This is a genomic window from Pseudomonas sp. F-14 TE3623, from assembly GCF_053629015.1.
Genome location: NZ_JBRJHM010000001.1, coordinates 4,691,322 through 4,716,638, shown reverse-complemented (window position 1 = coordinate 4,716,638; position 25,317 = coordinate 4,691,322). Strand labels below are relative to the sequence as shown.

Annotated in this window: 19 protein-coding genes and 2 riboswitches; of the genes, 10 read left to right on the top strand and 9 right to left on the bottom strand. The window is 60.4% G+C overall.

Going from position 1 to position 25,317, the window contains the following annotated elements; genetic code table 11:
- Positions 1-10: 10 nt before the first annotated feature.
- Together AB7M29_RS21785 and AB7M29_RS21780 are read right to left on the bottom strand one after the other, a co-directional pair.
- The gene (locus AB7M29_RS21785) at positions 11-505 is read right to left on the bottom strand and encodes a DUF934 domain-containing protein (RefSeq protein ID WP_217856336.1); all 495 of its coding nucleotides are present in this window, start codon (positions 503-505) and stop codon (positions 11-13) included.
- On the bottom strand, positions 489-2,147 hold the full coding sequence (locus AB7M29_RS21780) for a nitrite/sulfite reductase (protein ID WP_052964357.1): 1,659 nt from the start codon (positions 2,145-2,147) through the stop codon (positions 489-491). The genes AB7M29_RS21785 and AB7M29_RS21780 overlap by 17 nt, the downstream gene beginning before the upstream one ends.
- A gap of 523 nt (positions 2,148-2,670) precedes the next feature.
- On the opposite strand from AB7M29_RS21780, the gene AB7M29_RS21775 reads away from it, so the two are divergent.
- The gene (locus AB7M29_RS21775) at positions 2,671-3,756 is read left to right on the top strand and encodes an ABC transporter substrate-binding protein (RefSeq protein ID WP_454247921.1); all 1,086 of its coding nucleotides are present in this window, start codon (positions 2,671-2,673) and stop codon (positions 3,754-3,756) included.
- A 6-nt stretch (positions 3,757-3,762) separates the two neighbouring features.
- Here the strand turns inward: AB7M29_RS21775 and AB7M29_RS21770 are convergent, their stop codons facing one another.
- The gene (locus AB7M29_RS21770; protein ID WP_123722372.1) at positions 3,763-3,984 is read right to left on the bottom strand and encodes a DUF2970 domain-containing protein; all 222 of its coding nucleotides are present in this window, start codon (positions 3,982-3,984) and stop codon (positions 3,763-3,765) included.
- Between the two features lie 196 nt (positions 3,985-4,180).
- Positions 4,181-7,891, bottom strand: a complete 3,711-nt coding sequence (gene metH / locus AB7M29_RS21765) for a methionine synthase (protein WP_217856330.1) — start codon at positions 7,889-7,891, stop codon at positions 4,181-4,183.
- Between the two features lie 155 nt (positions 7,892-8,046).
- On the opposite strand from metH, the gene AB7M29_RS21760 reads away from it, so the two are divergent.
- Positions 8,047-10,332, top strand: a complete 2,286-nt coding sequence (locus AB7M29_RS21760) for a fatty acid cis/trans isomerase (RefSeq protein ID WP_454247920.1) — start codon at positions 8,047-8,049, stop codon at positions 10,330-10,332.
- Between the two features lie 213 nt (positions 10,333-10,545).
- Positions 10,546-11,130, top strand: coding sequence for a Fe-S biogenesis protein NfuA (gene nfuA / locus AB7M29_RS21755; RefSeq protein ID WP_007898222.1), 585 nt, complete (start codon positions 10,546-10,548; stop codon positions 11,128-11,130).
- An 84-nt stretch (positions 11,131-11,214) separates the two neighbouring features.
- Here the strand turns inward: nfuA and cobM are convergent, their stop codons facing one another.
- The 4 genes from cobM to AB7M29_RS21735 all read right to left on the bottom strand — a co-directional run bounded on the left by cobM (position 11,215) and on the right by AB7M29_RS21735 (position 13,379).
- Positions 11,215-11,961 carry a precorrin-4 C(11)-methyltransferase gene (gene cobM / locus AB7M29_RS21750; RefSeq protein ID WP_454247919.1) on the bottom strand — a complete coding sequence of 249 codons (747 nt, stop codon included), beginning with the start codon at positions 11,959-11,961 and terminating at the stop codon, positions 11,215-11,217.
- Between the two features lie 82 nt (positions 11,962-12,043).
- Positions 12,044-12,457, bottom strand: a complete 414-nt coding sequence (locus AB7M29_RS21745) for a cobalamin biosynthesis protein (protein ID WP_007898224.1) — start codon at positions 12,455-12,457, stop codon at positions 12,044-12,046.
- Entirely contained in the window at positions 12,454-13,161 is a 708-nt protein-coding gene (locus AB7M29_RS21740) for a CbtA family protein (RefSeq protein ID WP_217856326.1), read from the bottom strand. The genes AB7M29_RS21745 and AB7M29_RS21740 overlap by 4 nt, the downstream gene beginning before the upstream one ends.
- A gap of 11 nt (positions 13,162-13,172) precedes the next feature.
- The gene (locus AB7M29_RS21735) at positions 13,173-13,379 is read right to left on the bottom strand and encodes a CbtB domain-containing protein (protein ID WP_123722376.1); all 207 of its coding nucleotides are present in this window, start codon (positions 13,377-13,379) and stop codon (positions 13,173-13,175) included.
- Positions 13,380-13,500: 121 nt separating this feature from the next.
- A riboswitch (cobalamin riboswitch) is annotated at positions 13,501-13,728 on the bottom strand.
- A gap of 187 nt (positions 13,729-13,915) precedes the next feature.
- Positions 13,916-14,129: riboswitch (cobalamin riboswitch) on the top strand.
- Positions 14,130-14,230: 101 nt separating this feature from the next.
- On the opposite strand from AB7M29_RS21735, the gene cobW reads away from it, so the two are divergent.
- The 5 genes from cobW (at position 14,231) to AB7M29_RS21710 (ending at position 22,827) form a co-directional block, all read left to right on the top strand.
- Complete coding sequence (gene cobW, locus AB7M29_RS21730; protein WP_007898232.1) at positions 14,231-15,292, top strand: cobalamin biosynthesis protein CobW; 1,062 nt, start codon at positions 14,231-14,233, stop codon at positions 15,290-15,292.
- A gap of 3 nt (positions 15,293-15,295) precedes the next feature.
- Entirely contained in the window at positions 15,296-19,162 is a 3,867-nt protein-coding gene (cobN, locus tag AB7M29_RS21725) for a cobaltochelatase subunit CobN (RefSeq protein WP_454247918.1), read from the top strand.
- A 161-nt stretch (positions 19,163-19,323) separates the two neighbouring features.
- Positions 19,324-20,331, top strand: coding sequence for an ATP-binding protein (locus tag AB7M29_RS21720; protein ID WP_454247917.1), 1,008 nt, complete (start codon positions 19,324-19,326; stop codon positions 20,329-20,331).
- Positions 20,332-20,450: 119 nt separating this feature from the next.
- Positions 20,451-20,996 carry a vWA domain-containing protein gene (locus AB7M29_RS21715; protein ID WP_454247916.1) on the top strand — a complete coding sequence of 182 codons (546 nt, stop codon included), beginning with the start codon at positions 20,451-20,453 and terminating at the stop codon, positions 20,994-20,996.
- Between the two features lie 184 nt (positions 20,997-21,180).
- Positions 21,181-22,827, top strand: coding sequence for a phospholipase D-like domain-containing protein (locus AB7M29_RS21710; RefSeq protein ID WP_454247915.1), 1,647 nt, complete (start codon positions 21,181-21,183; stop codon positions 22,825-22,827).
- Between the two features lie 131 nt (positions 22,828-22,958).
- Here the strand turns inward: AB7M29_RS21710 and AB7M29_RS21705 are convergent, their stop codons facing one another.
- Positions 22,959-23,408, bottom strand: coding sequence for a thioredoxin family protein (locus AB7M29_RS21705; protein WP_454247914.1), 450 nt, complete (start codon positions 23,406-23,408; stop codon positions 22,959-22,961).
- Between the two features lie 342 nt (positions 23,409-23,750).
- On the opposite strand from AB7M29_RS21705, the gene AB7M29_RS21700 reads away from it, so the two are divergent.
- Together AB7M29_RS21700 and AB7M29_RS21695 are read left to right on the top strand one after the other, a co-directional pair.
- Positions 23,751-24,599, top strand: a complete 849-nt coding sequence (locus AB7M29_RS21700) for a transporter substrate-binding domain-containing protein (RefSeq protein ID WP_454247913.1) — start codon at positions 23,751-23,753, stop codon at positions 24,597-24,599.
- Between the two features lie 52 nt (positions 24,600-24,651).
- Complete coding sequence (locus AB7M29_RS21695) at positions 24,652-25,314, top strand: amino acid ABC transporter permease (RefSeq protein WP_105341167.1); 663 nt, start codon at positions 24,652-24,654, stop codon at positions 25,312-25,314.
- Positions 25,315-25,317: the final 3 nt, after the last annotated feature.

Below are 25,317 nucleotides of genomic sequence, written 5' to 3'. Positions count from 1 at the left end.
GTACGCGTACTTAGCGGCGACGGAACAGCGGCAGCGGTTCGTCGGTAGCAGCCTGATAGGTCACCGAGAAGTCCTTGAGACCTTCCAGGGCTTCATACGGGTCTTTATCGGCGCGGATCGCAAAGGCGTCGAAACCGCAGCGGTGCAGGTAGAACAGCTGGTCGCGCAGCACATCGCCGATCGCCCGCAGTTCGCCTTTGAAACCATAACGGTCACGCAGCAATCGAGCATTGGAGTAGTTGCGTCCATCGGTGAAGGCCGGGAAGTTCAAGGCGATGACCTGGAACTGTGCAACGTCGTCACCGATTTCTTCGGCTTCTTCATCGGCGTCCAGCCACACACCCAAGCCGCCATCGCGGGCCTTGAGCATACGGCTGTGCTCGCGCCACAGTTGCAGCGGGACGATAAGGTCGTCGCAGTTGCTGATTTCGTCGATGTTGAAGTCCTTCGGCAGCAGGTGCCAGGTTTCATCGACGACTTCGTTGTTCTTAATTATTCGCTGCATAGACGCGCTCCTTGAAGAGGTCGATGCCGATACGCTGATAGGTGTCGATAAAGCGTTCGTCTTCGGTACGTTGTTCGATGTACACGTCGATCAGCTTCTCGATCACGTCAGGCATGGCTTCCTGTGCGAAAGACGGGCCGAGGATCTTGCCCAGGCTCGCATCGCGACTGGCGCTGCCACCCAGGGACACCTGGTAGAACTCTTCGCCTTTCTTGTCCACCCCGAGAATGCCGATGTGGCCGACGTGGTGGTGACCACAGGCGTTCATGCAGCCAGAGATGTTCAGGTCCAGCTCGCCAATGTCGAACAGGTAGTCCAGATCGTCGAAACGGCGCTGGATCGATTCGGCGATCGGGATCGATTTGGCGTTGGCCAGGGAGCAGAAGTCGCCGCCCGGGCAGCAGATGATGTCGGTCAGCAAACCGATGTTCGGTGTGGCGAAACCTTGCTCGCGCAACTCGCCCCACAAAGCGAACAATTGGCTCTGCTCGACATCGGCAAGAATAATGTTCTGCTCGTGGGAGGTGCGCAGCTGACCGAAGCTGTAACGATCGGCGAGGTCGGCAACGGCATCGAGCTGCTTGTCGGTGATGTCACCCGGCGCAACGCCAGTCGGCTTCAGGGACAGGGTCACGGCCACATATCCCGGTTTCTTGTGGGTCAGGGTGTTGCGGGTGCGCCAGCGGGCGAAGCCTGGGTGCTGTTTGTCGAGCTCGGTCAGTTCGGCAGTCTGGTTGTCCAGAGCCTGGTATTCCGGATCGACAAAGTGTTTGGCCACGCGATGCACTTCGGCCTCGGTCAGCGTGGTCTGGCCACCGCGAAGGTGTTCCATTTCCGCGTCGACTTTCTGCGCGAACACTTCAGGCGTCAGGGCCTTGACCAGAATCTTGATCCGCGCCTTGTACTTGTTGTCGCGACGGCCGTAGCGGTTGTAGACCCGCAGGATGGCGTCGAGGTAGCTCAACAGGTCCTGCCATGGCAGGAACTCGTTGATGAACGCGCCCACCACCGGCGTACGGCCCAGGCCGCCACCGACCAGCACACGGAAACCCAGTTCGCCCGCGGCGTTATGTACCGGCTCAAGGCCGATGTCATGGACTTCAATGGCCGCACGGTCGGACGTCGAACCGTTGATGGCGATTTTGAACTTGCGCGGTAAATAAGCGAATTCCGGGTGGAAAGTAGTCCATTGGCGCACAATTTCGCACCATGGACGCGGGTCGATCAACTCGTCGGCCGCGACACCGGCGAACTGGTCGGTGGTGACGTTGCGCAGGCAGTTGCCGCTGGTCTGGATCGCGTGCATCTGCACGGTCGCCAGTTCAGCCAGGATGTCCGGGATGTCTTCCAGGGCCGGCCAGTTGAACTGCACGTTCTGCCGGGTACTGATGTGGGCGTAGCCCTTGTCATAGTCGCGGGCAATCTTGGCCATCATTCGCGTCTGGCGCGAAGTCAGTTGGCCATAAGGCACCGCCACCCGCAGCATTGGCGCGAAGCGCTGGATGTAAAGGCCATTTTGCAGGCGCAGGGGGCGGAATTCTTCTTCGCTCAGCTCGCCTGCCAGATAGCGTCGGGTCTGATCACGGAACTGCTTGACGCGGTCCTCGATGATCCGCTGATCGTACTCGTCGTATACGTACATATAAGTCCTGTTCTCAGGCTTGGGCCGGTCGGATCCAGTTGCGTTTTTCGCTTGCTGAAGTCTCCGATGCTGCCTCGGCAATTCTGCGCGCACGGCCGCGCACTCCCAACGGAGCGGAGGCAAGATACCAGTTTGCAGTTATGCGCAAAAGTGATGTTTGAGTATATGTAAAGAACCAAAAAGACTAATGAAGTTCATGGGAGCAAAACCCACATTTGTGGTGCGGGCAATCATCGTCTTAACTGTGCTCGAGTCTTTATGCAATCACCGATAAAACCGACAAGAGGCGATGCAATGAGCAACCCAACCAAAGCAGGGAAAAGCGATAGCACGGTCGATGCTTGGGCGATTTTGTTCCTGATCATCCTGGTCGTGGGCACAGCGGTGTTCTGGGTCAGCCATCAATAAACGACCCCGTCCGGGCCCGGCGCTGACGATTGTCGGACAGAAGCCGGAATAAGCGCCGTTCCAGGGACTTCGCTGGCTATAATGCGCAGCGGATTTTCGGGGCCTCGGACGTTTAATGTTGAAGTTCTTCTGTGGTGTAGTGCTGGCGCTTGGTACGGTCTTGGGACCGTGTGCCCAGGCGGCGTCCGTATTGTTCCTCAATCCAGGAACCACCCAAGAGGTCTTCTGGGTCAGTTACTCGCAGTTCATGCAGGCCGCGGCCAAGGACCTGAGCATGGATTTGCGCATCCAGTATTCCGAGCGAAACGCTGAAACCACAATCAAGCAGGCCCGCGAAGCCCTGCAAGGGCCGAATCGACCGGACTATCTGGTATTCGTCAACGAACTGTACGTCGCGCCCGAAATCCTGCGCCTGGCTCAAGGCAGCGGTGTGAAGCTGTTTTTGGTCAACAACGGCCTGACCGTAGACCAGATGCGCTTGCTCGGCGACCAGCCGGACAAGTATCCCGACTGGTTGGGCAGCCTGGTGCCCAACAATGAGGAGGGCGGCTACTTGATGCTCAAGGAGCTGATTCGCCTGCATCGCCCGGTCGCGCCCGGTCAGGTCATTGATCTCGTGGCCTTCTCTGGCCTGAAGATCACGCCAGCCGCGCAACAGCGTGAGAAGGGCATGATGCGGGCATTGGCCGAACACCCTGAAGTGCGGTTGCGTCAGTTGGTCTACGGCGGCTGGACCCGCGAGCGCGCCTATGAACAGGCCAGGTTATTGTTCAAGCGTTATCCGCACACGTCGCTGGTCTGGTCGGCCAACGATGAAATGGCCTTTGGTGCCATGCAGGCCTACGCCGAAACGGGCGGCCAACCCGGCAAGGGCGCGCTGTTCAGCGCCGTCAACAATTCACCGACTGCGCTACAGGCGCTGTTGGAAGGGCGGTTGAGTGTGCTGTTGGGCGGGCACTTCACTCTGGGTGGTTGGGCCCTGGTGCAACTGCATGACTACGACCTGGGGGTGGATGTCAGCCAGTACGGTGGGCGCGACCGGCAGATTCCGTTGTTACAGCTGATCAATCACGCACAAGCCAAGCGGTTGCTGGCGTTGAGTGCTACTCAGGATTATGGCGTGGATTTTCAGAAACTCTCCGCCAAGGGGCGACCGACGTCGTATCGCTACCCGTTCAGCTTGCAAGCCCTGATGCACTGAGCCGGTTCAGATACCCGCCAGGTACACCACCAGTTTGACGATGCCAAACAGCGTCAACGCGAACACTGCCGTGAACAGAATCCCCAACATCACGAAATGACTCGGCTTGCCGTGGCTGAAATCCCGAGCCCGATTCTTCCCGCTCTGCACCCCGAAAGCCGCCGCCATCACGCTGTGCAGCATCTGCCAGAAGGTCGGCGGTTTGTTGTTGTCGACTGGATCGTCCATAAATCCCCCGTCACGCATGTGTGAGAGCTAAGCATAGACAATCCACGGCATGCACAAATCAAATGTGGGAGCGGGCTTGCTCGCGAAAACGGACTGACAGTCAATATTGATATCGACTGTTATGACCTCTTCGCGAGCAAGCCCGCTCCCACAGGGATCGTTGTTGGCCGCAGTATTGTGGCCAACAGGCCTAGGATTAGTTGTCGTAACCCAGATTAGGCGCCAGCCAGCGCTCGGTCACGCTCAACTCCTGGCCTTTGCGCGAGGTGTAGCTCTGCACCTGATCCTTGTCGATCTTGCCCACGGCAAAATACTGCGCCTGCGGGTGAGCGAAGTACCAGCCGCTGACCGCTGCCGCCGGGAACATGGCGTAGTGTTCGGTGAGGAACACGCCGCTGCGACCGGCTTTGAGTTCTTCCGCTTCCGGGTCCAGCAGTTTGAACAGCGTGGCTTTTTCGGTGTGATCCGGGCAGGCCGGGTAGCCCGGAGCAGGGCGGATGCCGGTGTATTGCTCTTTGATCAACGCCTCGTTGTCCAGCGTCTCGTCCTTGGCGTAGCCCCAGTAGTCTTTACGCACCTGTTGGTGCAGCCACTCGGCACAGGCCTCGGCCAGGCGGTCGGCCAGGGCCTTGACCATGATCGAGTTGTAGTCGTCGCCCGCATCCTGATAGGCCTTGGCCACTTCTTCGGCGCCGATCCCTGCGGTGGTGATGAAACCACCCACGTAGTCGGTCACGCCGCTGTCTTTGGGCGCGACGAAGTCGGCCAGGGAGAAGTTCGGTTTGCCGTCGGTCTTGATGATCTGCTGGCGCAAGTGGTGCAGCTTGGCCAATGGCTTGCCGTCATCGCCGTAGACTTCGATGTCATCGTCACGCACCTGATTGGCCGGCCAGAAGCCGAACACCGCACGGGCGCTGATGAGTTTTTCATCGATCAGCTTGGCGAGCATTTCCTGGGCGTCGGCGTACAGCGCGGTGGCGGCTTCACCGACCACTTCGTCCTTGAGGATGCGCGGAAACTTGCCGGCCAGGTCCCAGGAGATGAAGAACGGTGTCCAGTCGATGTATTCGGCCAGAACCTTCAGGTCAATGTTGTCCAGCACCTTGGCGCCGGTGAACGTCGGTTTGACCGGTTCGTAGCTGCCCCAGTCGAACTGCGGCTTCTTGGCGATGGCCGCCGGGTAGCTCAGGCGTTCGGTACGGGCGCTGCGGTTGGCGGTGCGCTCGCGAACGTCGATGTATTCCAGGCGAGTCTTCTCGACGAAACCGGCCTTCAGTTCCTTGGACAGCAACTGCGTCGCCACGCCTACAGCGCGGGAGGCGTCAGTGACGTAGATCACCGCGTCGTTGCTGTACTTGGGCTCGATCTTCACCGCGGTGTGCGCCTTGGACGTGGTCGCGCCACCGATCATCAACGGCAGATGGAAGTCCTGACGCTGCATCTCGCGGGCCACGTGAACCATTTCGTCCAGCGACGGCGTGATCAGGCCAGACAGGCCGATGATGTCGCATTTCTGTTCTTTGGCGACTTGCAGGATCTTCTCCGCCGGCACCATCACGCCGAGGTCGACGATGTCATAACCATTGCAACCCAGCACCACGCCGACGATGTTCTTGCCGATGTCATGCACGTCGCCCTTGACCGTGGCCATGAGGATCTTGCCCTTGGCTTCCGGCTTGTCGCCTTTTTCCAGCTCGATGAACGGGATCAAGTGGGCCACGGCCTGCTTCATCACGCGGGCGGATTTCACCACTTGCGGCAGGAACATTTTACCGGCACCGAACAGGTCACCGACGATGTTCATGCCGGACATCAACGGGCCTTCGATCACTTCGATCGGGCGAGCAAAGGACAGGCGCGACTCTTCGGTGTCTTCGACGATGTGGGTGGTGATGCCCTTGACCAGCGCATGTTCCAGACGCTTGTTGACGTCCCAGTTGCGCCACTCTTCGGTCTCGGCTTCCTTGACGCTGCCGTCGCCCTTGTACTTGTCGGCGATGGCGAGGAGGGCGTCGGTGCCTTCCGGGGTGCGGTTGAGGATCACGTCTTCGACGGCGTCGCGCAGCTCGGCCGGAATCTGGTCGTAGATCTCCAGCTGACCGGCGTTGACGATACCCATGGTCAGGCCATTACGGATCGCATACAGCAGGAACACCGAGTGAATTGCCTCACGCACCGGGTTGTTGCCACGGAACGAGAACGACACGTTCGACACGCCGCCGGAGGTCAGGGCGTACGGCAGTTCATCGCGGATGTAGGCACAGGCGTTGATGAAGTCCACAGCGTAGTTGTTGTGTTCTTCGATACCGGTGGCCACGGCGAAGATGTTCGGGTCGAAGATGATGTCTTCCGGCGGGAAGCCGACGTCGTTGACCAGAATGTCGTAGGAGCGTTTGCAGATTTCTTTCTTGCGCGCTTCGGTGTCGGCCTGGCCGGCTTCGTCGAAGGCCATCACCACCACGGCGGCGCCGTAGCGTTTGCACAGTTTGGCGTGATGAATGAACTGCTCGACGCCTTCTTTCATGCTGATCGAGTTGACGATGCCCTTGCCCTGGATGCATTTGAGGCCGGCTTCGATCACTTCCCACTTGGAGGAGTCGATCATGATCGGGACGCGGGAGATGTCCGGTTCACCGGCAATCAGATTGAGGAAGGTCACCATGGCCTTCTTCGAATCGAGCATCCCTTCGTCCATGTTGATGTCGATCACCTGGGCGCCGGCTTCGACCTGCTGCAGGGCGACTTCCAGGGCTTCGGTGTAGTTGTCTTCACGGATCAGACGGGCGAACTTGGCGGAACCGGTGATGTTGGTCCGCTCGCCGACGTTGACGAACAACGAGCTGCGATCGATGGTGAACGGTTCCAGGCCCGACAGGCGGCAAGCCTTGGGAATGTCCGGAATCTCGCGCGGCGCATAACCGGCCACCGCTTTGGCGATGGCTTCGATGTGGCCCGGCGTGGTGCCGCAGCAGCCGCCGACGATGTTCAGGAAGCCGCTTTGGGCGAATTCTTCGATGACCTTGGCGGTTTGGGCCGGCAGCTCGTCGTACTCGCCGAATTCGTTCGGCAGGCCGGCGTTCGGGTGCGCTGACACGTAGGTGCTGGCCTTGTTCGACAGTTCTTCCAGGTACGGGCGCAGTTCACTGGCGCCAAGGGCGCAGTTCAGGCCGACGGAAATCGGCTTGGCGTGGGCCACGGAGTTCCAGAACGCTTCGGTGGTCTGGCCGGAGAGGGTGCGGCCAGAGGCGTCGGTGATGGTGCCGGAGATCATGATCGGCAACTCGACGCCCAACTCCTCGTAAACACCCTGCACAGCGAAGATCGCGGCTTTGGCGTTGAGGGTGTCGAAAATGGTTTCGATCAGGATCAGGTCGGCGCCGCCTTCGATCAGGCCTTTGGTGGCCTCGGTGTAGTTTTCCACCAGTTCATCGAAGGTCACGTTGCGGTAGCCGGGGTTGTTCACGTCAGGCGACAGCGAGCAGGTGCGGCTGGTAGGGCCGAGCACGCCGGCGACGAAACGCGGCTTGTCCGGGGTTTCCAGGGTCTTGGCGTCCGCCACCTTGCGTGCCAGGCGCGCGCCTTCTACGTTGAGTTCGTACGCCAGGCCCTGCATGCCGTAGTCGGCCTGGGACACTTGGGTGGCGTTGAAGGTGTTGGTTTCCAGAATGTCGGCGCCGGCATCCAGGTAAGCTTTTTCAATAGCGCCAATCACGTCCGGGCGCGTCAGCACCAACAGGTCGTTGTTGCCTTTTACATCGCTCGGCCAGTCGGCGAAGCGTTTGCCACGGTAATCCTGCTCCTCGAGCTTGTAGCTCTGGATCATCGTACCCATGCCGCCATCGAGAATCAGGATGCGCTCTTTGAGGGCGTGCTTGAGAGCTTGAAGGCGAACGCTGCGATCGGACATTTGGACTACTCGGTAAGGCCATGACGAAGGGGCGGGATAATAACAAACCTGTGCGCTTTTGGAGCATGTGCGGGTTTTGCATGAATATCGTTCATGTTGGTGCGCGGGCCACACCGGTAGAATCGCGGCGTTTTCTCATGATCAGGACCAGGGATATGTCGTATCGCGTCGTCACCAGCCTATTGATGCTGTTTTTAAGCGGGGGCGCTGCTGCACAAGGTCCGGATATTTCCTACGTTCGCGACATTCAACCGATCTTCACCGAAAAGTGCGTGGCCTGCCATGCCTGCTACGATTCCGCCTGTCAGCTCAATCTGGGCAGTGGCGAAGGGGTGGCCCGAGGCGCGACGAAGGCGCCTGTCTATGACGGCGAGCGCCGCCAGGCAGCGGCGCCGACCCGGCTGTTTTATGACGCCTTCGGCAAGCGTGCCTGGCAGCAAAAAGGCTTTTATTCGGTGCTCGACGCCCAAGACAGCCAGGCGGCGCTGATGGCTCGGATGCTCGAACTGGGCCACAAAACCCCGTTGCAACCCAACGCCAAATTGCCGGAGGAGATCGTCCTGGGCCTGAACCGGGAAAACATGTGCGCCATGCCGGGGGAGTTCGACGGCTACGCCAGCTCCCACCCGAAAGAAGGCATGCCGTTGGCGGTCACCGGCCTGACCGATCAGCAATACCAGACGTTGCAACGCTGGCTGGCCTCCGGCGCGCCGATTGATGAGCAGGGCCTGGTGCCCAGCGCCAAGGAAGCCTTGCAGGTTGTGCAGTGGGAAAACCTGCTCAACGCGCCGGGCGCCCGGGAGAGCCTGGTCGGGCGCTGGTTGTTTGAACACTGGTTTTTGGCGCACATCTTTTTCAAAGACGGCGAGCCGGGGCATTTCTTTCAGTGGGTACGTTCGCGCACGCCGACGGGGCAGCCCATTGATTTGATCAATACCCGCCGTCCGAATGACGATCCGGGCACTCAGGTTTACTACCGTTTGTGGCCGGTGCAAGGCGTGATCGTGCACAAGACCCACATCACCTATCCGTTCAGTGCGGCGAAGATGGCGCGGATCAAAAGCCTGTTCTACAGCGGCAATTGGCAGGTCAACGCGCTGCCAGGTTATGGGCCGGAACGACGGGCCAATCCGTTCACGACCTTTGAGGCCATCCCGGCTCAGGCGCGTTACCAGTTCATGCTCGATAACGCCGAGTACTTCGTGCGCACCTTTATTCGTGGCCCGGTCTGCCGCGGTCAGATCGCCACCGACGTGATTCGCGATAACTTCTGGGCGTTGTTCCAGGCCCCGGAGCATGACCTTTACATCACCGACCCGAATTATCGCGGGCAGGCCACGCCGTTGCTGGCGATGCCGGGGCAGAACGATGACGTCGGCAGTGTTCTGAGCCTGTGGCACGACTACCGCGACAAACGCAACGAGTACGAAGCCTTGCGCCGCGACAGCTATGCCGATCTGGCGGCACCGAGCTGGTCGACCCTGTGGGCCGGCAATGACAACGCGCTGCTGAGTATCTTCCGGCATTTCGACAGCGCCTCGGTGAACAAAGGCCTGATCGGTGACGTGCCGCAAACCATTTGGCTGTTCGATTACCCGTTGCTGGAACGCACGTATTACCAGTTGGCGGTCAACTTCGATGTGTTTGGCAACGTATCCCATCAGGCCCAGACCCGGTTGTACTTCGACCTGATCCGCAACGGTGCCGAGCAGAACTTCTTGCGTCTGATGCCGGCCGACTCACGGGACGGCTACCTCGACGATTGGTATCAGAACGGCGGCAAGTTCAAGATGTGGCTGGATTATGAGTACATCGACAATGACAAACCAACGGCGCTGACGCTGGACGAAAAGGACCCGAAACGCGATTTCGCCCTGCAATTGCTGGCCCGGTACGGCGACCTCAATGCCAGGCCCGACCCGATCAACCGTTGCGATGGCGCTTATTGCTCGCGACCGAACATCGATCTGGCCTTGCAGAACGCCGAACAGGCCTTGAGCCGCCTGACTTCACGTCCGGCTGCAGGGCTGAAGGTCATCGATCAGTTGCCGGAAGCCACGATGTTGCGTATCGAGACCCAAAGCGGCAAGCGCGAGGTCTACAGCCTGCTGCGCAACCGCGCCCACAGCAACGTGGCGTTCCTGCTCGGTGAGTCGCTGCGCTATCAGCCGGGGCTCGATACGTTGACGATTTATCCGGGTGTGCTCAGCAGCTACCCGAACTTCATGTTCAACATCCCGGCCGGGCAAGTGCCCGCGTTCGTTGACGCGATGGAAAACGCGAAGGATGCTGCCAGTTTCGAGAAAATCGTCGAACGCTGGGGCATTCGCCGTAGCCATCCGCAGTTCTGGCAGTATTTCCATGATCTGAGCCGCTACATCCACGACACCGACCCGGTGGAAGAGGGCGTGCTGGACATGAACCGCTACGAGAATCTTTGATGCACGGAATTTAGAGGTGCCTGCGACCCAGTGTGGGAGCGGGCTTGCTCGCGAAAGCGGTGTGTCAGGCAACATTAATGTTGGTTGTGTCGCCGCCTTCGCGAGCAAGCCCGCTCCCACATTGGATCAGCTGCGCTTTCCCGACAAAAATACTAGGACTTTGTCCGGCGCGATGATTGGCGTAAACTGCGTCCAAGCCTGCGAGGAGTTTCCATGACCGCTATTACCATTACCGACGCCGCCCACGATTACTTGGCTGATCTGCTCTCCAAGCAGAACACCCCGGGTATCGGCATCCGCGTCTTTATCACCCAGCCTGGCACCCAGTACGCCGAAACCTGCATTGCCTACTGCAAGCCGGGCGAAGAAAAACCTGAAGACACAGCGCTGGGGCTCAAAAGCTTCACCGCTTACATCGACTCGTTCAGCGAAGCATTCCTGGACGATGCGGTAGTCGACTACGCCACCGACCGCATGGGCGGCCAACTGACCATCAAGGCGCCAAACGCCAAAGTACCGATGGTCAACGCTGACAGCCCGGTCAACGAGCGCATCAACTACTACCTGCAAACCGAAATCAACCCGGGGCTGGCCAGCCACGGCGGTCAGGTCAGCCTGATCGATGTGGTCGAAGACGGCATTGCTGTGCTGAAATTCGGCGGCGGTTGCCAAGGCTGCGGCCAGGCAGACGTCACCCTGCGCGAAGGCATCGAGCGCACCTTGCTCGAGCGTATTCCTGAGCTCAAGGGCGTTCGTGACGTGACCGACCACACGCAGAAAGAAAACGCCTACTACTAAGGTGTTCACTGCGACATAAAAAACGGTGCCCGTGAGCACCGTTTTTTTTTGATCGTTCCCACGCAGAGCATGGGAACGATCATCTCAGGGTCTGTAGAGGTGCGCATGCCCCGCGCGATACAACGACGATTCACTGAAGTGATCGCTACCCAACACCCGGCCCACCAGAATCAGCGCCGTCCGGCGAAACCCCTTGGCTTCAACCTTCCCGGCAATATCCGCTAGCGTCCCCATCACCCAATCCTGATCCGGCCAGGTCGCCCGATGAATCACCGCGATCGGGCAATCGGCGCCGTAGTGCGGCAGTAATTCGGCGAGGATTTTCTCCAGATGATTGACCCCCAGGTGGATCGCCATGGTCGCCCCATGCTGCGCCAGACTGCCCAGCTCTTCACCGGCCGGCATGGCGGTCTTGTCGGCGTAGCGGGTCAGAATCACGCTCTGTGACACGTCCGGCAAGGTTAGCTCGGCACCCAAAAGGGCCGCGCAGGCGGCGGTGGCGGTGACGCCGGGAATGATTTCGAAAGGGATGTCGAGTTCACGCAAGTAGCGAATCTGCTCGCCAATCGCGCCATACAGGCTCGGATCGCCGGAATGCACCCGGGCCACGTCCTGGCCGTTGGCATGGGCGGCCTTGACCAGCTCGATGATCTGTTCCAGGTGCAATTCGGCGCTGTTGACCACCTGTTCGGCCCGGTGACCCTCCAGCACCGCGGCGGGCACCAGGGAGCCTGCATAGATGATGACCGGGCAGCTACGAATCAGCCGTTGGCCTTTGACGGTGATCAGTTCCGGGTCGCCGGGGCCTGCGCCAATAAAGTAGACGGTCATCGTCGTTTCCTGTCAGAAAAAGGGTATGGGCACGCTTCAGATGAAGATTGCTCATGATCGAAGACGGGGATTATCGGGGATTTTACGCGGCGCTGGCCAATGCAAGGGTGGCCTGGGCGTATTTTTGTCGTGGAATCAGTAACTTTGCCGGTGCCTGAGCCAACTGTTCGGCCAATGCCAGCGCGGCACTTTCCGCTACGCCGTAACAGCCGGTGCGTTCGAACGCGATGTCCGAGTGGTGGCTGAGTTGTGGTTCATAACCGGCCAATTGTTCGCTGCTGAAATACATCAACGGCAATGCCAGCTGTTCGGCCAGTTCGATCAGGGCGGGCTCTTCGCGCTTGAGGTCGATGCTGGCCAGGGCCTTGATCTCACGAAGCTCGATTTGATGGGCCTGTAACGCCTGATCAAGTAGCGCCCGCAGCGTGCTGACGGGGCAGCCGCGCTGGCAGCCCAGGCCGACCACCAGGGTCGGCGCTGCGCTGACGTCAGTCATGCGGAGTATTGGCCATCGCTTTTGCGGCGGAACAACCAGGCGCTGATCAGGCCCAGGGCCAGCCAGAACGCCATGTTGGTCAGCTGCGAAGCGATTTTGAACTGCGCTTCCAGGGCTTCCGGAGCCAGCATGGAGTGCACTTCCGGTTGCGGCGCACCGATCACATGAGGCACAGCCAGGATCGCCACGCCGAGGATCTTCATCAGCCAGTGGCGGCTGAACACGATCAGCGCGATGCCGACAGCAGTGGACGCTGCCGTGCCAATCCACCAGATCTGCCGTTGCGCCAGATCCGCAGCAGCAGTGCCCGGCAGCTCAGGTGGCAGGCCGAGGGTTGGCGCCAGCACGAACGTCGCATAACCGGCCAGCCCCCAGAGCAGGCCCTGAGAGGTACGGCGTGGGGCGCGCAAGGTGTAGAGGCCCGCGAGCATCAAAGCGAAACCGACCGCTACCACCAGATTGCCGCCGGTGGTCGACAGCACGCGCTGCCAGCCGTCTTCCGGCTCCCAGGCTTCGGCATCGTGGGTGTGAGCGGTGACAGCACCCGCGGCGTGCTCGTGAATTTCAACAGCGGCCGGCTCGGATTTTTCGTAGGTTTCGGCCTGCAAAATCAGCGGGGCCACCCAGAAGCTTTGCAGCAGGGTCAACAGCAGGGCGGCCAGCAGCCCGGCGAAACCTGCGGTTTGCGCAATACGCTTGATCATGTCAGCAGGTCTCAATGGCACGGAAAGGCGGAGCTGTGACGGGTGTCGTGCGCGGCGTTGTGCACTGCTTCGATGTGCGAGAAACCGGCGAAATACACAAGGCACGCGCCAAGGATCGACGCACAAAAAGCGGCGGTCAGGCGTTGGCTCAGGGTAGTAGTGGTGCTGATCGTGATCTTTTTATCGGTGTTGCTGCCGGTGCTGCTGATGATCGACATGGCGCTTCCCTCTGGTCTGTCAGCGGGTGAATAGAGCGCATGAAAACCTCCGCACGCCGGGGCACACAGAGATTTCGAACAGCGCCCGCCCACCGCGGGTTTGTTATTCAGTGAACGTAAAAGTCACTTTGTGTTGCGGGCCGGTCTCCGGGCTCGCGAGGGGCAGGGCTTGCGCCGAAACCTGCAAGCATCACCTTCCCATGCCGTATGACGGGCACAGTGGATCTGACGCTTCACTCGCTTACCGTTGCGGGGGCAGCACCGGACTGACATGGCTTTAGAGTAAAGCACATGATTCACCGGTTTCCCGTTTCACCCTGTGAAGGGCACCCGTAACAAGGTGTGTAGGAGAGCATGGGCGGGGGTTGGGCGTCAATTGGCAAGGGTTCTCACTTGGATACCGAGTCGCTCCTTTCGCGAGCAAGCCCGCTCCCACAGGGGAACGCATTTCAAATGTGGGAGCGGGCTTGCTCGCGAAGGCGTCGGCTCAGGCGCCACAGAACTCAGGTGGACATTGACCCGCCCCCACACGATGCGTAGCCTTGCGCTTTCGAGGTTCTTCGGCGTCTGCCGAAGCTAAGAAGGGAACGCGGTCGAAGCCGCGGCTGCCCCCGCAACTGTGAACGGTGATGTTCGCTGCCACGCCACTGCAAGCCCTGATCCATCAGGTTCGCGGGAAGGCGCAGCAAACGCCAGTCGAACGATTGGCACACCGTCAGCCAGGAGACCTGCCTCGACACAGATTCTCACTACAACCGGGCGGGGTGATCCGGTGGCGGAACTCTTGCGCGCGTGCACCTGCCGCTGCGATTGTCGTCCCGTATGCCCGCCACCTTGCCAAAGGGCATCCGATGAAAACACTGGCCAAACTCCCCGTCACCATCGTTACCGGCTTCCTCGGCTCGGGCAAAACCACCTTGCTGCGCCACATGCTCGACAACGCCCAGGGCCGCCGTATCGCGGTGATCGTCAACGAGTTCGGCGAGCTGGGCATCGACGGCGAAATCCTCAAGCAGTGCTCGATCGGTTGCACCGAAGAAGAAGCCAACGGTCGCGTCTACGAACTGGCGAACGGCTGCCTGTGCTGCACGGTTCAGGAAGAGTTCTTCCCGGTGATGCGCGAACTGGTCGCTCGTCGCGGCGACCTCGACCACATCCTCATCGAAACTTCGGGTCTGGCCCTGCCAAAACCTTTGGTTCAAGCCTTCCAGTGGCCAGAAATCCGCAGCGCCTGTACGGTTGACGCGGTGATCACCGTGGTCGACAGCCCGGCCGTGGCTGCTGGCACCTTCGCTGCGTTCCCGGATCAGGTCGATGCCCAGCGCAAACTCGATCCGAACCTGGACCACGAATCGCCGCTGCACGAGCTGTTCGCCGACCAACTGGCCAGCGCCGACCTGGTGATCCTCAACAAGGCCGACCTGATCAGCGCTGAAGACCTGGCCCGCGTGCGCCTGGAAGTCGCCGAAGAACTGCCGCCAGCGGTGAAAGTCATCGAAGCCAGCAGCGGTCGTCTGCCACTGGACGTGCTGATCGGCCTGGGCGCCGGTTCCGAAGAACACATCGACAGCCGTCACAGCCATCACGATCATCACCACGAAGGTGAAGACGACCATGACCATGACGCGTTCGATTCCATCTCGATCGAGCTGCCACAAGCCGACGAAAGCCTGCTGATGGATGCGCTGACTCAATTGGTGGTCCAGCACGGCATCCTTCGCGTGAAAGGTTTTGCAGCAGTGCCGAACAAGCCGATGCGCCTGCTGATCCAGGGCGTGGGCACGCGTTTCGACAAACACTTCGACCGTCAGTGGGGCGCTGAAGAAGCGCGCACCACCCGTCTGGTGTTGATCGGTCAGGATCTCGACGCCGCTGCACTTGAAGCGCAATTGCGCGCTGCGCTCAGCGTTTAAACCATGCACCTGCTCAGGACCCAGCCCGGCGGTTTCGTGTCGGATGACAATATTGCCGACCTTGGACAAACCCCCGCCGAGCTGGTGATCCTGTGCAGCGGCGATTCCAGCCTGGCGTTGCTCGCCGAAGCGGCGCAGCAGTTGCCCGACGATTACCCGAGCGTGCGCCTGGCCAACCCGATGCAGGTGCAGAATCACGCCTCGGTCGATCTCTACGTCGACGAAGTGCTGCGCCACGCCAAGGTGATTCTGATCTCGCTGCACGGTGGCATCGCCTATTGGCGTTATGGCATCGAGCGTCTGGTGGAATTGTCCGAGCGCGGCGTGCAACTGATTCTGGTGCCGGGGGACGATCGTCCGGACCCGGAACTCAGTGACCTGAGCACCGTAACTCCGCAAGACCGCGACCGGCTCTGGTACTTCCTGCGTCAGGGCGGCATGGCCAATGCGCTCGACCTGTTTCGCTGCCTGGCCAATCGCTGGTTGGACCGTGATTACGCCTGGTCCGAGCCGCAAACCCTGCCACGCACCGCGATTTACCACCCGCAAAAAAGCCCCGCAGAACTGAAGGATTGGCAAGCCGGCTGGCAAGCTGATCAGCCGGTGGCGGCGGTGCTGTTTTACCGCTCGCATTTGCAGGCGGCGAACACTGGTTTCATCGATATTTTCTGCCAGCGTTTGCAAGCGGCGGGGTTGAACCCGTTGCCGATTGCGCTGGCCAGTCTGAAAGAGCCCGGCTGCCTGACGGTGGTTGAGGACTTGCTGGATGAAGTCGAGGCGGGGGTGATTCTCAACACCACTGGTTTCGCCCAGTCCAGTCCCGAAGCGCCGCACGTGCGGCCGTTTCGCCGCAACATTCCAGTGATTCAAGCAATCTGCGCCCAAGACAACGAACCCGGCTGGCGCGCCAGCGAACAAGGTCTCGGTCCTCGCGATCTGGCGATGCACATCGCGCTGCCGGAACTGGACGGCCGGATCATCAGCCGGCCGATCAGCTTCAAGGATCTGGCCTGGCGCAGTGAGCGCAGTCAGTCCGACGTGGTCTGCTATCGGCCGCAGCCGGAACGCATGGATTTTGTCGCCGAACTGGCGCGGCGCTGGATCGATCTGGCGCGAGTGCCCAATGGCGAAAAACGCATTGCCCTGATCCTCGCCAACTACCCGACTCGCGACGGGCGCATCGGCAATGGCGTTGGCCTGGATACCCCGGCCGCTGCGTTGAATATCCTGCGGGCCTTGCATGCCGAAGGTTATCCATTGCCAGCTGAACTGCCGGACAGCGGCTCCGCGCTGATCCAGCAATTGCTCGGCGGTGTCAGCAACGACCTCGACACCCTCGACCAGCGTCCCTGTCATCAAAGCCTCGCGCTGGACGACTACAACCTGATGTTCAACGCGTTGCCCGAGGCCAATCGCCAAGCCGTGCTGGAACGTTGGGGCACACCCGAAAACGATCCAATGTTCCGTGGCGGACGAATGATGATTGCCGGTCTGCGCTTCGGCCTGACCTTCGTTGGCATTCAACCGGCCCGGGGTTACCAGGTCGATCCAAGTGCTGTCTATCACGACCCGGACCTGGTGCCGCCTCACGGCTATCTCGCTTTCTACTTCTGGTTGCGCAACACCTACGGCGCTCACGGCGTGATCCACGTCGGCAAACACGGCAACCTCGAATGGCTGCCGGGCAAGGGCGTCGGGCTGTCGGAAAACTGCTGGCCGGACGCATTGCTCGGGCCGTTGCCGAACATCTACCCGTTTATCGTCAACGACCCGGGCGAGGGCGCCCAGGCCAAGCGCCGTACGCAAGCCGTGATTATCGATCACCTGATGCCGCCACTGACCCGCGCCGAAACCTACGGTCCGCTGCGTAATCTCGAATTGTTGGCCGACGAATATTACGAAGCGCAATTGCTCGATCCGCGCCGCGCTCGGGAACTGCAACGCGACATTCTGCAACTGGTGCGCGACACGCACATCGACCGCGAACTGCAACTGGACGAGAAGCTCGACAGCGATGCCGATGCGGCGATCTGGTTGCCGCGTCTGGACACGTATCTGTGCGATTTGAAGGAGTCGCAGATCCGCGATGGCCTGCACGTGTTTGGCGAGTCGCCGGTCGGGCGGTTGCGCATCGACACCTTATTGGCCTTGCTGCGAATTCCTCGCGGCGATGGCCGTGGGGCGCAATCGAGCTTGCTGCGGGCGCTGGCCAAGGCGTTTGCGTTGGGGTTTGATCCGTTGGATTGTGCGTTGGCCGAGCCGTGGACCGGACCACGTCCCGCGGAACTGCAATTGCTTAACGATGAACCCTGGCGCACCGCCGGGGATACCCGTGAACGCCTGGAGCTGTTCGCCACTCAACTGATTTCGCATACGTTGAACCAGCCTCAAGCCCAACCCGGCCCCTGTGGGAGCAGGCTTGCTCGCGAAAGCGGAGTGTCAGTCGACATTGATTTGCCTGACACACCGCTTTCGCGAGCAAGCCCGCTCCCACAGGAAGCAAGTTGGTCGGAGGTGAACGCGATCATCGACAGCCTGCGCAACGTCGTTGCCCCACGTCTGGACGCCTGCGGCCCGGCAGAAATGCGCGGTCTGCTCGACGCCCTCAGCGGCCGATTCGTCCCCGCCGGCCCGAGCGGCGCACCGAGTCGCGGCCGGCTGGACGTGCTGCCCACCGGGCGCAATTTCTATTCGGTGGACGTGCGCAACCTGCCGACCACCACCGCGTGGCGCATCGGCTTCCAATCCGCGAACCTGATTCTTGAGCGGCACTTACAGGACCACGGCGATCACCTGCGGCAGCTCGGCCTGTCGGTCTGGGGCACCGCAACCATGCGCACCGGCGGCGACGACATCGCCCAGGCCATGGCGCTGATGGGCGTGCGACCGGTATGGGCGACTGGCAGCCAGCGTGTCGATGACTTCGAAATTCTGCCGTTGAGTTTGCTGGACCGCCCGCGAGTGGATGTGACCTTGCGCGTCTCCGGATTTTTCCGCGATGCCTTTGCCAACCTGATCCGCCTGTTCGATGCCGCCGTGCAAGCGGTCGCCGCGCTGGATGAACCGGACGATCTCAACCCGTTGGCGGCCAAGGTCCGCGCCGAGCGGCAAGCGCTGCTGGAATCCGGTCTGGATGAAGACGCGGCGCGGCGGCAGGCCGGCTGGCGCATCTTCGGGGCCAAACCGGGCGCTTACGGAGCGGGCGTGCAGGGCGCCATCGACGGTCGCTTGTGGCAAAGCCGTGAAGACCTGGCCGAGGTTTACCTGAACTGGGGCGGCTACGCTTACGGCGGCTCCGATGAAGGCACCGCCGCCCGCGAACAATTCGCCCAGCGTCTGAGCCAGGTGCAGGCAGTGCTGCAAAACCAGGACAATCGCGAGCACGACTTGCTCGATTCCAATGACTATTACCAGTTCCAGGGTGGCATGCTGGCGGCCGTCGAAAGCCTCAGCGGTGAAGCAGCGGCCAGTTATCACGGCGACCACAGTCAGCCGGACTTGCCGAAGATTCGCACCTTGAAGGAAGAGCTAAACCGGGTGATCCGTTCCCGGGCGGCCAATCCGAAATGGATCGACGGGGTCAAGCGTCATGGCTATAAAGGCGCGTTCGAACTGGCGGCGACGGTCGATAACCTGTTTGCGTTCGACGCCACCACGCAGTTGATCGACGACCACCAATATGCGTTGCTGGCGGACGCCTATTTGCTCGATCCGGCGACCCGGGAGTTTGTCCGCGAACACAATCCCCATGCCTTGCGCGACATGACCGAGCGCATGCTCGAAGCGCAGCAGCGGGGGATGTGGAAAGAGCCGGGCGAGTACCGCGAGGCGCTGGAGAATTTGTTGCTGGATATAGAAGAAGACGGCTAGTGCGCTTAAACCTGTGGGAGCGGGCTTGCTCGCGAATGCGATGGGTCATTCAATATTGATGTTGGCTGACACGCCGCCTTCGCGAGCAAGCCCGCTCCCACAGGGATGAAGGTGCCTGTGATATTTGCTGATGGATCACCGACCATGACTGAGATTTGAAAATGACCGACACCCCCCATTTCCCGCTTTCCGCCGTGGTCGGCGCCGATGACTTGAAGCTCGCGCTGTACCTGACCGCCATCGACCCGAAAATCGGTGGCGTGCTGATCGAGGGGCCGCGCGGCATGGCCAAATCCACCCTGGCCCGAGGCCTGGCGGACCTGTTGGCCAGCGGTCAATTCGTCACTTTGCCTCTGGGCGCCACCGAAGAACGGCTGGTGGGCACCCTCGACCTCGACGCGGCTTTGAGCGAAGGTCGCGCACAGTTTTCCCCCGGTGTACTGGCCAAGGCCGACGGCGGCGTGTTGTATGTCGATGAAGTCAATCTGCTGCCCGATCACCTCGTGGACTTACTGCTCGACGTGGCCGCCAGCGGCACCAACCTGATCGAGCGCGACGGGATTTCCCATCGGCATTCGGCGAAGTTTGTGCTGATCGGCACCATGAACCCGGAAGAGGGCGAACTGCGTCCGCAATTGCTCGACCGCTTTGGCCTGAACGTCGCCCTCAGTGGCCACACCGCACCTGCCGAGCGCGGTCAGATCATCCGTCGTCGACTGGATTTCGACAGCGACCCGCAAGGGTTCTGCACCGAATGGGAAAGCCAGCAACACGCACTGCGCGAGCGTTGCCAAAAGGCGCGCTCGGCACTGGCGGGCATTCCCCTCGACGATGCCGCGCTGGCGCAGATCACCGAGCGTTGTTTTGCTGCCGGCGTCGATGGCCTGCGAGCCGATCTGGTCTGGTTGCGCGCGGCACGAGCCCACGCGGCATGGCGGGGCGCGACCGCGATCAGCGAGGAAGATATCGACGCGGTCGCCGAGTTTGCCTTGCGCCATCGTCGTCGCGAACACTCGCCACCGGCGCCGCACCAATCACCCGCAGCGCAGCCGCCTTCCAATCAGAACAACAACTCGAGCGAAGGTCAGGGCCAGTGGGGCGAAATGCCCGCCCAGGCGCTGCCGGTCGGCGCTCGACGTGAAGTGCCGAGCTGGCCAAAAAAGCCCTAGGCATTCGCCCTCGATCAGACGCGGGGGCGAATGCCAGACCCCGCGCAGGACGGCTGGATCACGGTAAACAGGGCAAGCATCACGCAGCCCGTAGCGGATCGATCAATTGGCCCGGCACCTTGCTCAATGGCCGACCGCGTCAACGCGACGATCTGCTGTTTCACTTGCGCACCCGCAGTCCTCATGAATTATGGCTGGTGATCGTCGATGCCTCGGCCTCGACCCGACGCCATCAGGCGTTGAGCGATGCCAAGGGACTGTTGGCGCAGCTGTTCGACGATGCCTATCGACAGCGTGCGCGCTTGGCTTTGCTGACTGCCAGCGGCCATGTACCGAAGTGGCAGGTGCAAGGGTTGAAAGCTTCCGCTGGCTTGCGCGACTGGCTCGAAGGGCTTGGTGCCGGTGGCGGAACGCCGATGCTGGCGGCGCTGAGTGAAGCAGGGCACTGGCTAGCGGCACGGCAAAAGCGTTTTCCGGCAGAACAGCAACGGCTGTTGCTGGTGACGGATGGACGGGTGAAGGAATGGTCAACGTTGCCGGCGCTGGAGTGTCCGGGGTTGCTGATCGACATTGAGCGCGGACCGATTCATCTTGGCCGGGCAAAGGTGTTGGCAGCGCAGTTGCAGGTTGATTATCGACATATCGATGAGCTGATTTCAGGTTGAGTTTTGTGCTGACAGTATTGACTCCATCGCGAGCAGGCTCGCTCCCACATTTGATCTGCGGCGCTCAAAATCCCATGTGGGAGCGAGCCTGCTCGCGATGGCATCACCTCGGAATCGGATAATCGCAGTTCATCTGCATCGCTGCCCTATGCTGCTGTAAGCAAGCCAATCACAGGAGTGACCCATGCGCGTTCTAGCCCGCAACGACCAGGACGATTTCCGTGTCAAAGCCTACGCTGGCACCAACGGCGTTTTGCTGGCGATCGATCTGGCGGAGCACCGCCGCAAAGGCCTGCTGGGTTTCGCCATCGAAAAACAGCAAGGCAACAAACCCTGGTTGTTTCTGTTCAATAGCCTGACCTTCCCCGGCAAGGCTCATACGTTCCCCCAGTTTCGCGCCACCCCCAGCGATGCCGCGCCATTGCAGAAATTTCGCTGGGCCGATTACGCGGTCAATCCGGGCATGACGATCCATTATCGGATTCACCTGGCCTACGGCACCGCCGATGCGCCGCAGCTGGGTGAGTTTCTGGAAGTGACGCTCACCACCGACAATGGCCTTCCAGCGGGCCAGAACGTCATCTTCAACCGGGCGGTGGCCGCGAGTCAGGCCTTCCAGCGCAAGTTCGCCGACCTTGATGCGCTGCTCAGCGCCAACAAGAAACTGCCCATCGAAGCCTGGCCCGACGCTCCGCGACAATGGCTGGAAAATGGCCTGCTCGCACGCTTGTTGGGGTTCATCGAGCGGGCCGAGGATGGCCAGTGGGCGCTGGACATCGCGATCTACGAATATCAGTTGAAGGTGATCGTCGATGCGGTGAACGCCGCGTTTGAGCGCGGTGTAAAGGTTCGGGTTCTGTACCACGCCCAACCAGACGAAGACACCACGGCGCTGAACGAAGCCAGCCTGGAAAAAATCCCGGCGGCGAACAAGCGCGGGCGAGTCACTCACAACATCTTTCACAACAAGTTCATGGTGCTGAGCCGGCTCGACGCGGCGGGGCAGCATCAGCCCGAAGCGGTACTCTGCGGCAGCACCAATTTCACCGCCAACGGCGTTTATCGTCAGGCCAATGTTGTGCATGTGCTGGACGATGCTCGGATCGGCGCCAGTTACCTGCAAACCTTCGAGCAAGTCTGGGCCACGCCGGCGGACGTCGGCGCCACCCGGGAATGGCTCACGGAAAACAATCCGATGCAGCCGGATCAGGCGCTGTTCGCCGGCTTCTCACCGCGTTCGGGCCAGGGCGACTTGCGTGAGTTCGTTGAAATCATCAACGCCGCAAGAAAAGACCTGCTGTTTGTCACGGCGTTTGCCTTGCCGGAGGAAGTGCTCAACGCGTTGCTCGGTCAGCCTCACGACGACATCTTGCGTTACGGCCTGCAAAACACCGTGAGCCGCATCACCGGGTTTCACGCCGACCGCACCGCCCAATTTGCCGCCACCGCGCTGCTCAATACGGGTCTGGAAGGCTGGCTCAAGGAAAACATGAAAGGCCAGAAGGGCAACCTGCTGGTGCACACCAAAGCCATCGTCGTCGACTTCACCACCGACACACCGACCATCATCAGCGGCAGCCACAACCTCAGCGCCGCGGCCAGCAACGGTAATGACGAGAACTACCTGATCATCCGTGGCGACACCGATCTGGCCGATCGTTACGGCCTGGAACTACTGCGCTTTTATGAGCATTACCGGTTCCGCTACTTCGCAAAAAAACTGGCGCTCAAGCAGGTCCGGCCGTTGGCTGCGGATGACAGCTGGACCGATGACTATTATCTCCAGGGCGATTTGCGCATGCTGTCGCGGTTGCGCTTTGCCGGACGATAAATAGCTGGCGAGGAGCGGAACCTGTGGGAGCGGGCTTGCTCGCGAAAGCGGTGTGTCAGGCGACATCAATGTTGATTGTGCCGCCGTCTTCGCGAGCAAGCCCGCTCCCACAGGTTTTGCGCCCAGACGACTCAAACATTACTCATGAAACGTACATTCAACAGCCCCTGTGCCCGAGGCGCGGTGCATAAAGTGCTGAAGGTTTTCTGCAACCACGGCAAGTCATGGCGGGGTTTGTGGGCAATCTGTTTGGGCCTGAGCTTGCCGATGTGCTTTTTGAAGTTTTCTTCCAGGGTTTCCCGGGTTCCAATCCCCTTGAGCTTCTTCAGTAATTTCCCTTCCTTGTAAAACAGCACAGTGGGTGTGCCGGTGACATCTGGATGCCGAGGAGATTCGCTCGTACTCAGCACATAGATGTGTGCGTGATCTTTGTACTTCTCGGCAATTGCACGGAAAACTGGCTCGGCCATTTCGCAGGCGGGACAGTGTTGGCTGCCGAAATACAGAATCACCGGGCGCCAGGTTTTCATCGCCTTGCGGTAGACCGCAGCCATGGTCGGGTGGGTGGTCATCGAGCTCATTGAAATCTCCTTTTCAAAGACTATCGAAGGCCTGTTGACGTTAAAGGAGGTGAGCAGGTGGGTCTACTGTCAGAAATTACAGGTAGGGCTCTGCTTCATTTTGAATCGCTATGGCTTCAGATGTGGTGCAAGTACTCGAGCGTTGTGTCCCACGGTAGCGTTCTCTTATTTGTGCGTTTCGTAACGCCTTCTTCGCGCTAACGCGCATCCATCTGATTCAAAACACTTTTCAATTCCCCCGAGATTCCACTCATAACCTGTGGCACACTTTCTGCTGTCTATTCCGTTGTTACATACCTACTTCCGGTATAGCGGAATAAACATGACCCTGGAGTGCTTGCCATGCATCGCCGACCTTCGTTGTTTAAAGCGTGTGTTTTCGTTCTCGCGGCTTCGGCCGCTGTCATGGGTGTCGCTCAAGCGGCAGACAGCAAGCTCGACAGCGTGCTGGCCCGTGGGAAATTGATTGTGGGCACGGGCAGTACCAATGCGCCGTGGCACTTCCAGGGAGCGGATGGCAAGTTGCAGGGTTTTGATATCGATATCGCGCGGATGGTGGCCAAAGGGTTGTTCAACGACCCGAGCAAGGTCGAGTTCGTGGTGCAGTCGTCCGATGCGCGAATTCCGAATCTGCTGACCGACAAGGTCGACATGAGTTGCCAGTTCATCACCGTGACCGCCAGCCGCGCCCAGCAAGTGGCGTTCACCCTGCCGTACTACCGCGAAGGCGTGGGCCTGTTGTTGCCGGCCAACAGCAAGTACAAGGAAATCGACGACCTGAAGGCCGCCGGCGACGGTGTGGTCGTGGCGGTGCTGCAGAACGTGTATGCCGAAGAACTGGTGCATCAGGCGTTGCCCAAGGCCAAGGTCGACCAGTACGACAGCGTGGATTTGATGTATCAGGCGGTGAACTCCGGTCGTGCCGATGCGGCGGCCACCGATCAGTCGTCGGTGAAGTACCTGATGGTGCAGAACGCTGGTCGCTATCGCAGCCCGGCCTATGCCTGGAGCCCGCAAACCTATTCGTGCGCCGTCAAACGCGGCGATCAGGACTGGCTGAACTTCGTCAACACCGTCCTGCATGAAGCCATGACCGGCGTTGAGTTCCCGACTTACGCGGCATCGTTCAAGCAGTGGTTCGGTGTAGACCTTCCGACACCTACGATTGGTTTCCCCGTCGAATACAAATGATCCCGTGAGAGCGGGGCGGTTTTAAATCGCCCCGCTCAAGGTACTGCTGACCATGAACTATCAGTTGAATTTTGCCGCCGTCTGGCGCGACTTCGACACCTTGCTGGCGGGGCTCGGTCTGGGCCTTGAGCTGGCGCTGGTGTCGATCGCCATCGGCTGCGTGATCGGCCTGCTGATGGCGTTTGCTTTGCTGTCAAAGCATCGCGCATTGCGGGTGCTGGCGTCGGTGTATGTGACGGTGATCCGTAATACGCCGATTCTGGTGTTGATCCTGTTGATCTACTTCGCGTTGCCGAGCCTTGGCATTCGTCTGGACAAGATCCCGTCGTTCATCATCACCCTGTCGCTGTATGCCGGGGCGTACCTGACCGAAGTGTTCCGCGGCGGGTTGTTGAGCATTCCCAAGGGGCTACGTGAAGCCGGCCTGGCCATCGGGCTCGGTGAGTGGCAGGTCAAGGCGTACATCACCGTGCCGGTGATGTTGCGCAACGTGCTGCCGGCCCTGTCGAACAATTTCATTTCGCTGTTCAAGGACACCTCGCTGGCGGCGGCGATTGCCGTGCCGGAGCTGACCTATTACGCGCGCAAGATCAATGTCGAGAGCTACCGGGTGATTGAAACCTGGCTGGTGACCACAGCGCTCTATGTTGCGGCCTGTTACCTCATTGCCATGATGCTGCGTTACCTCGAGCAGCGTCTGGCGATTCGCCGATAGGAG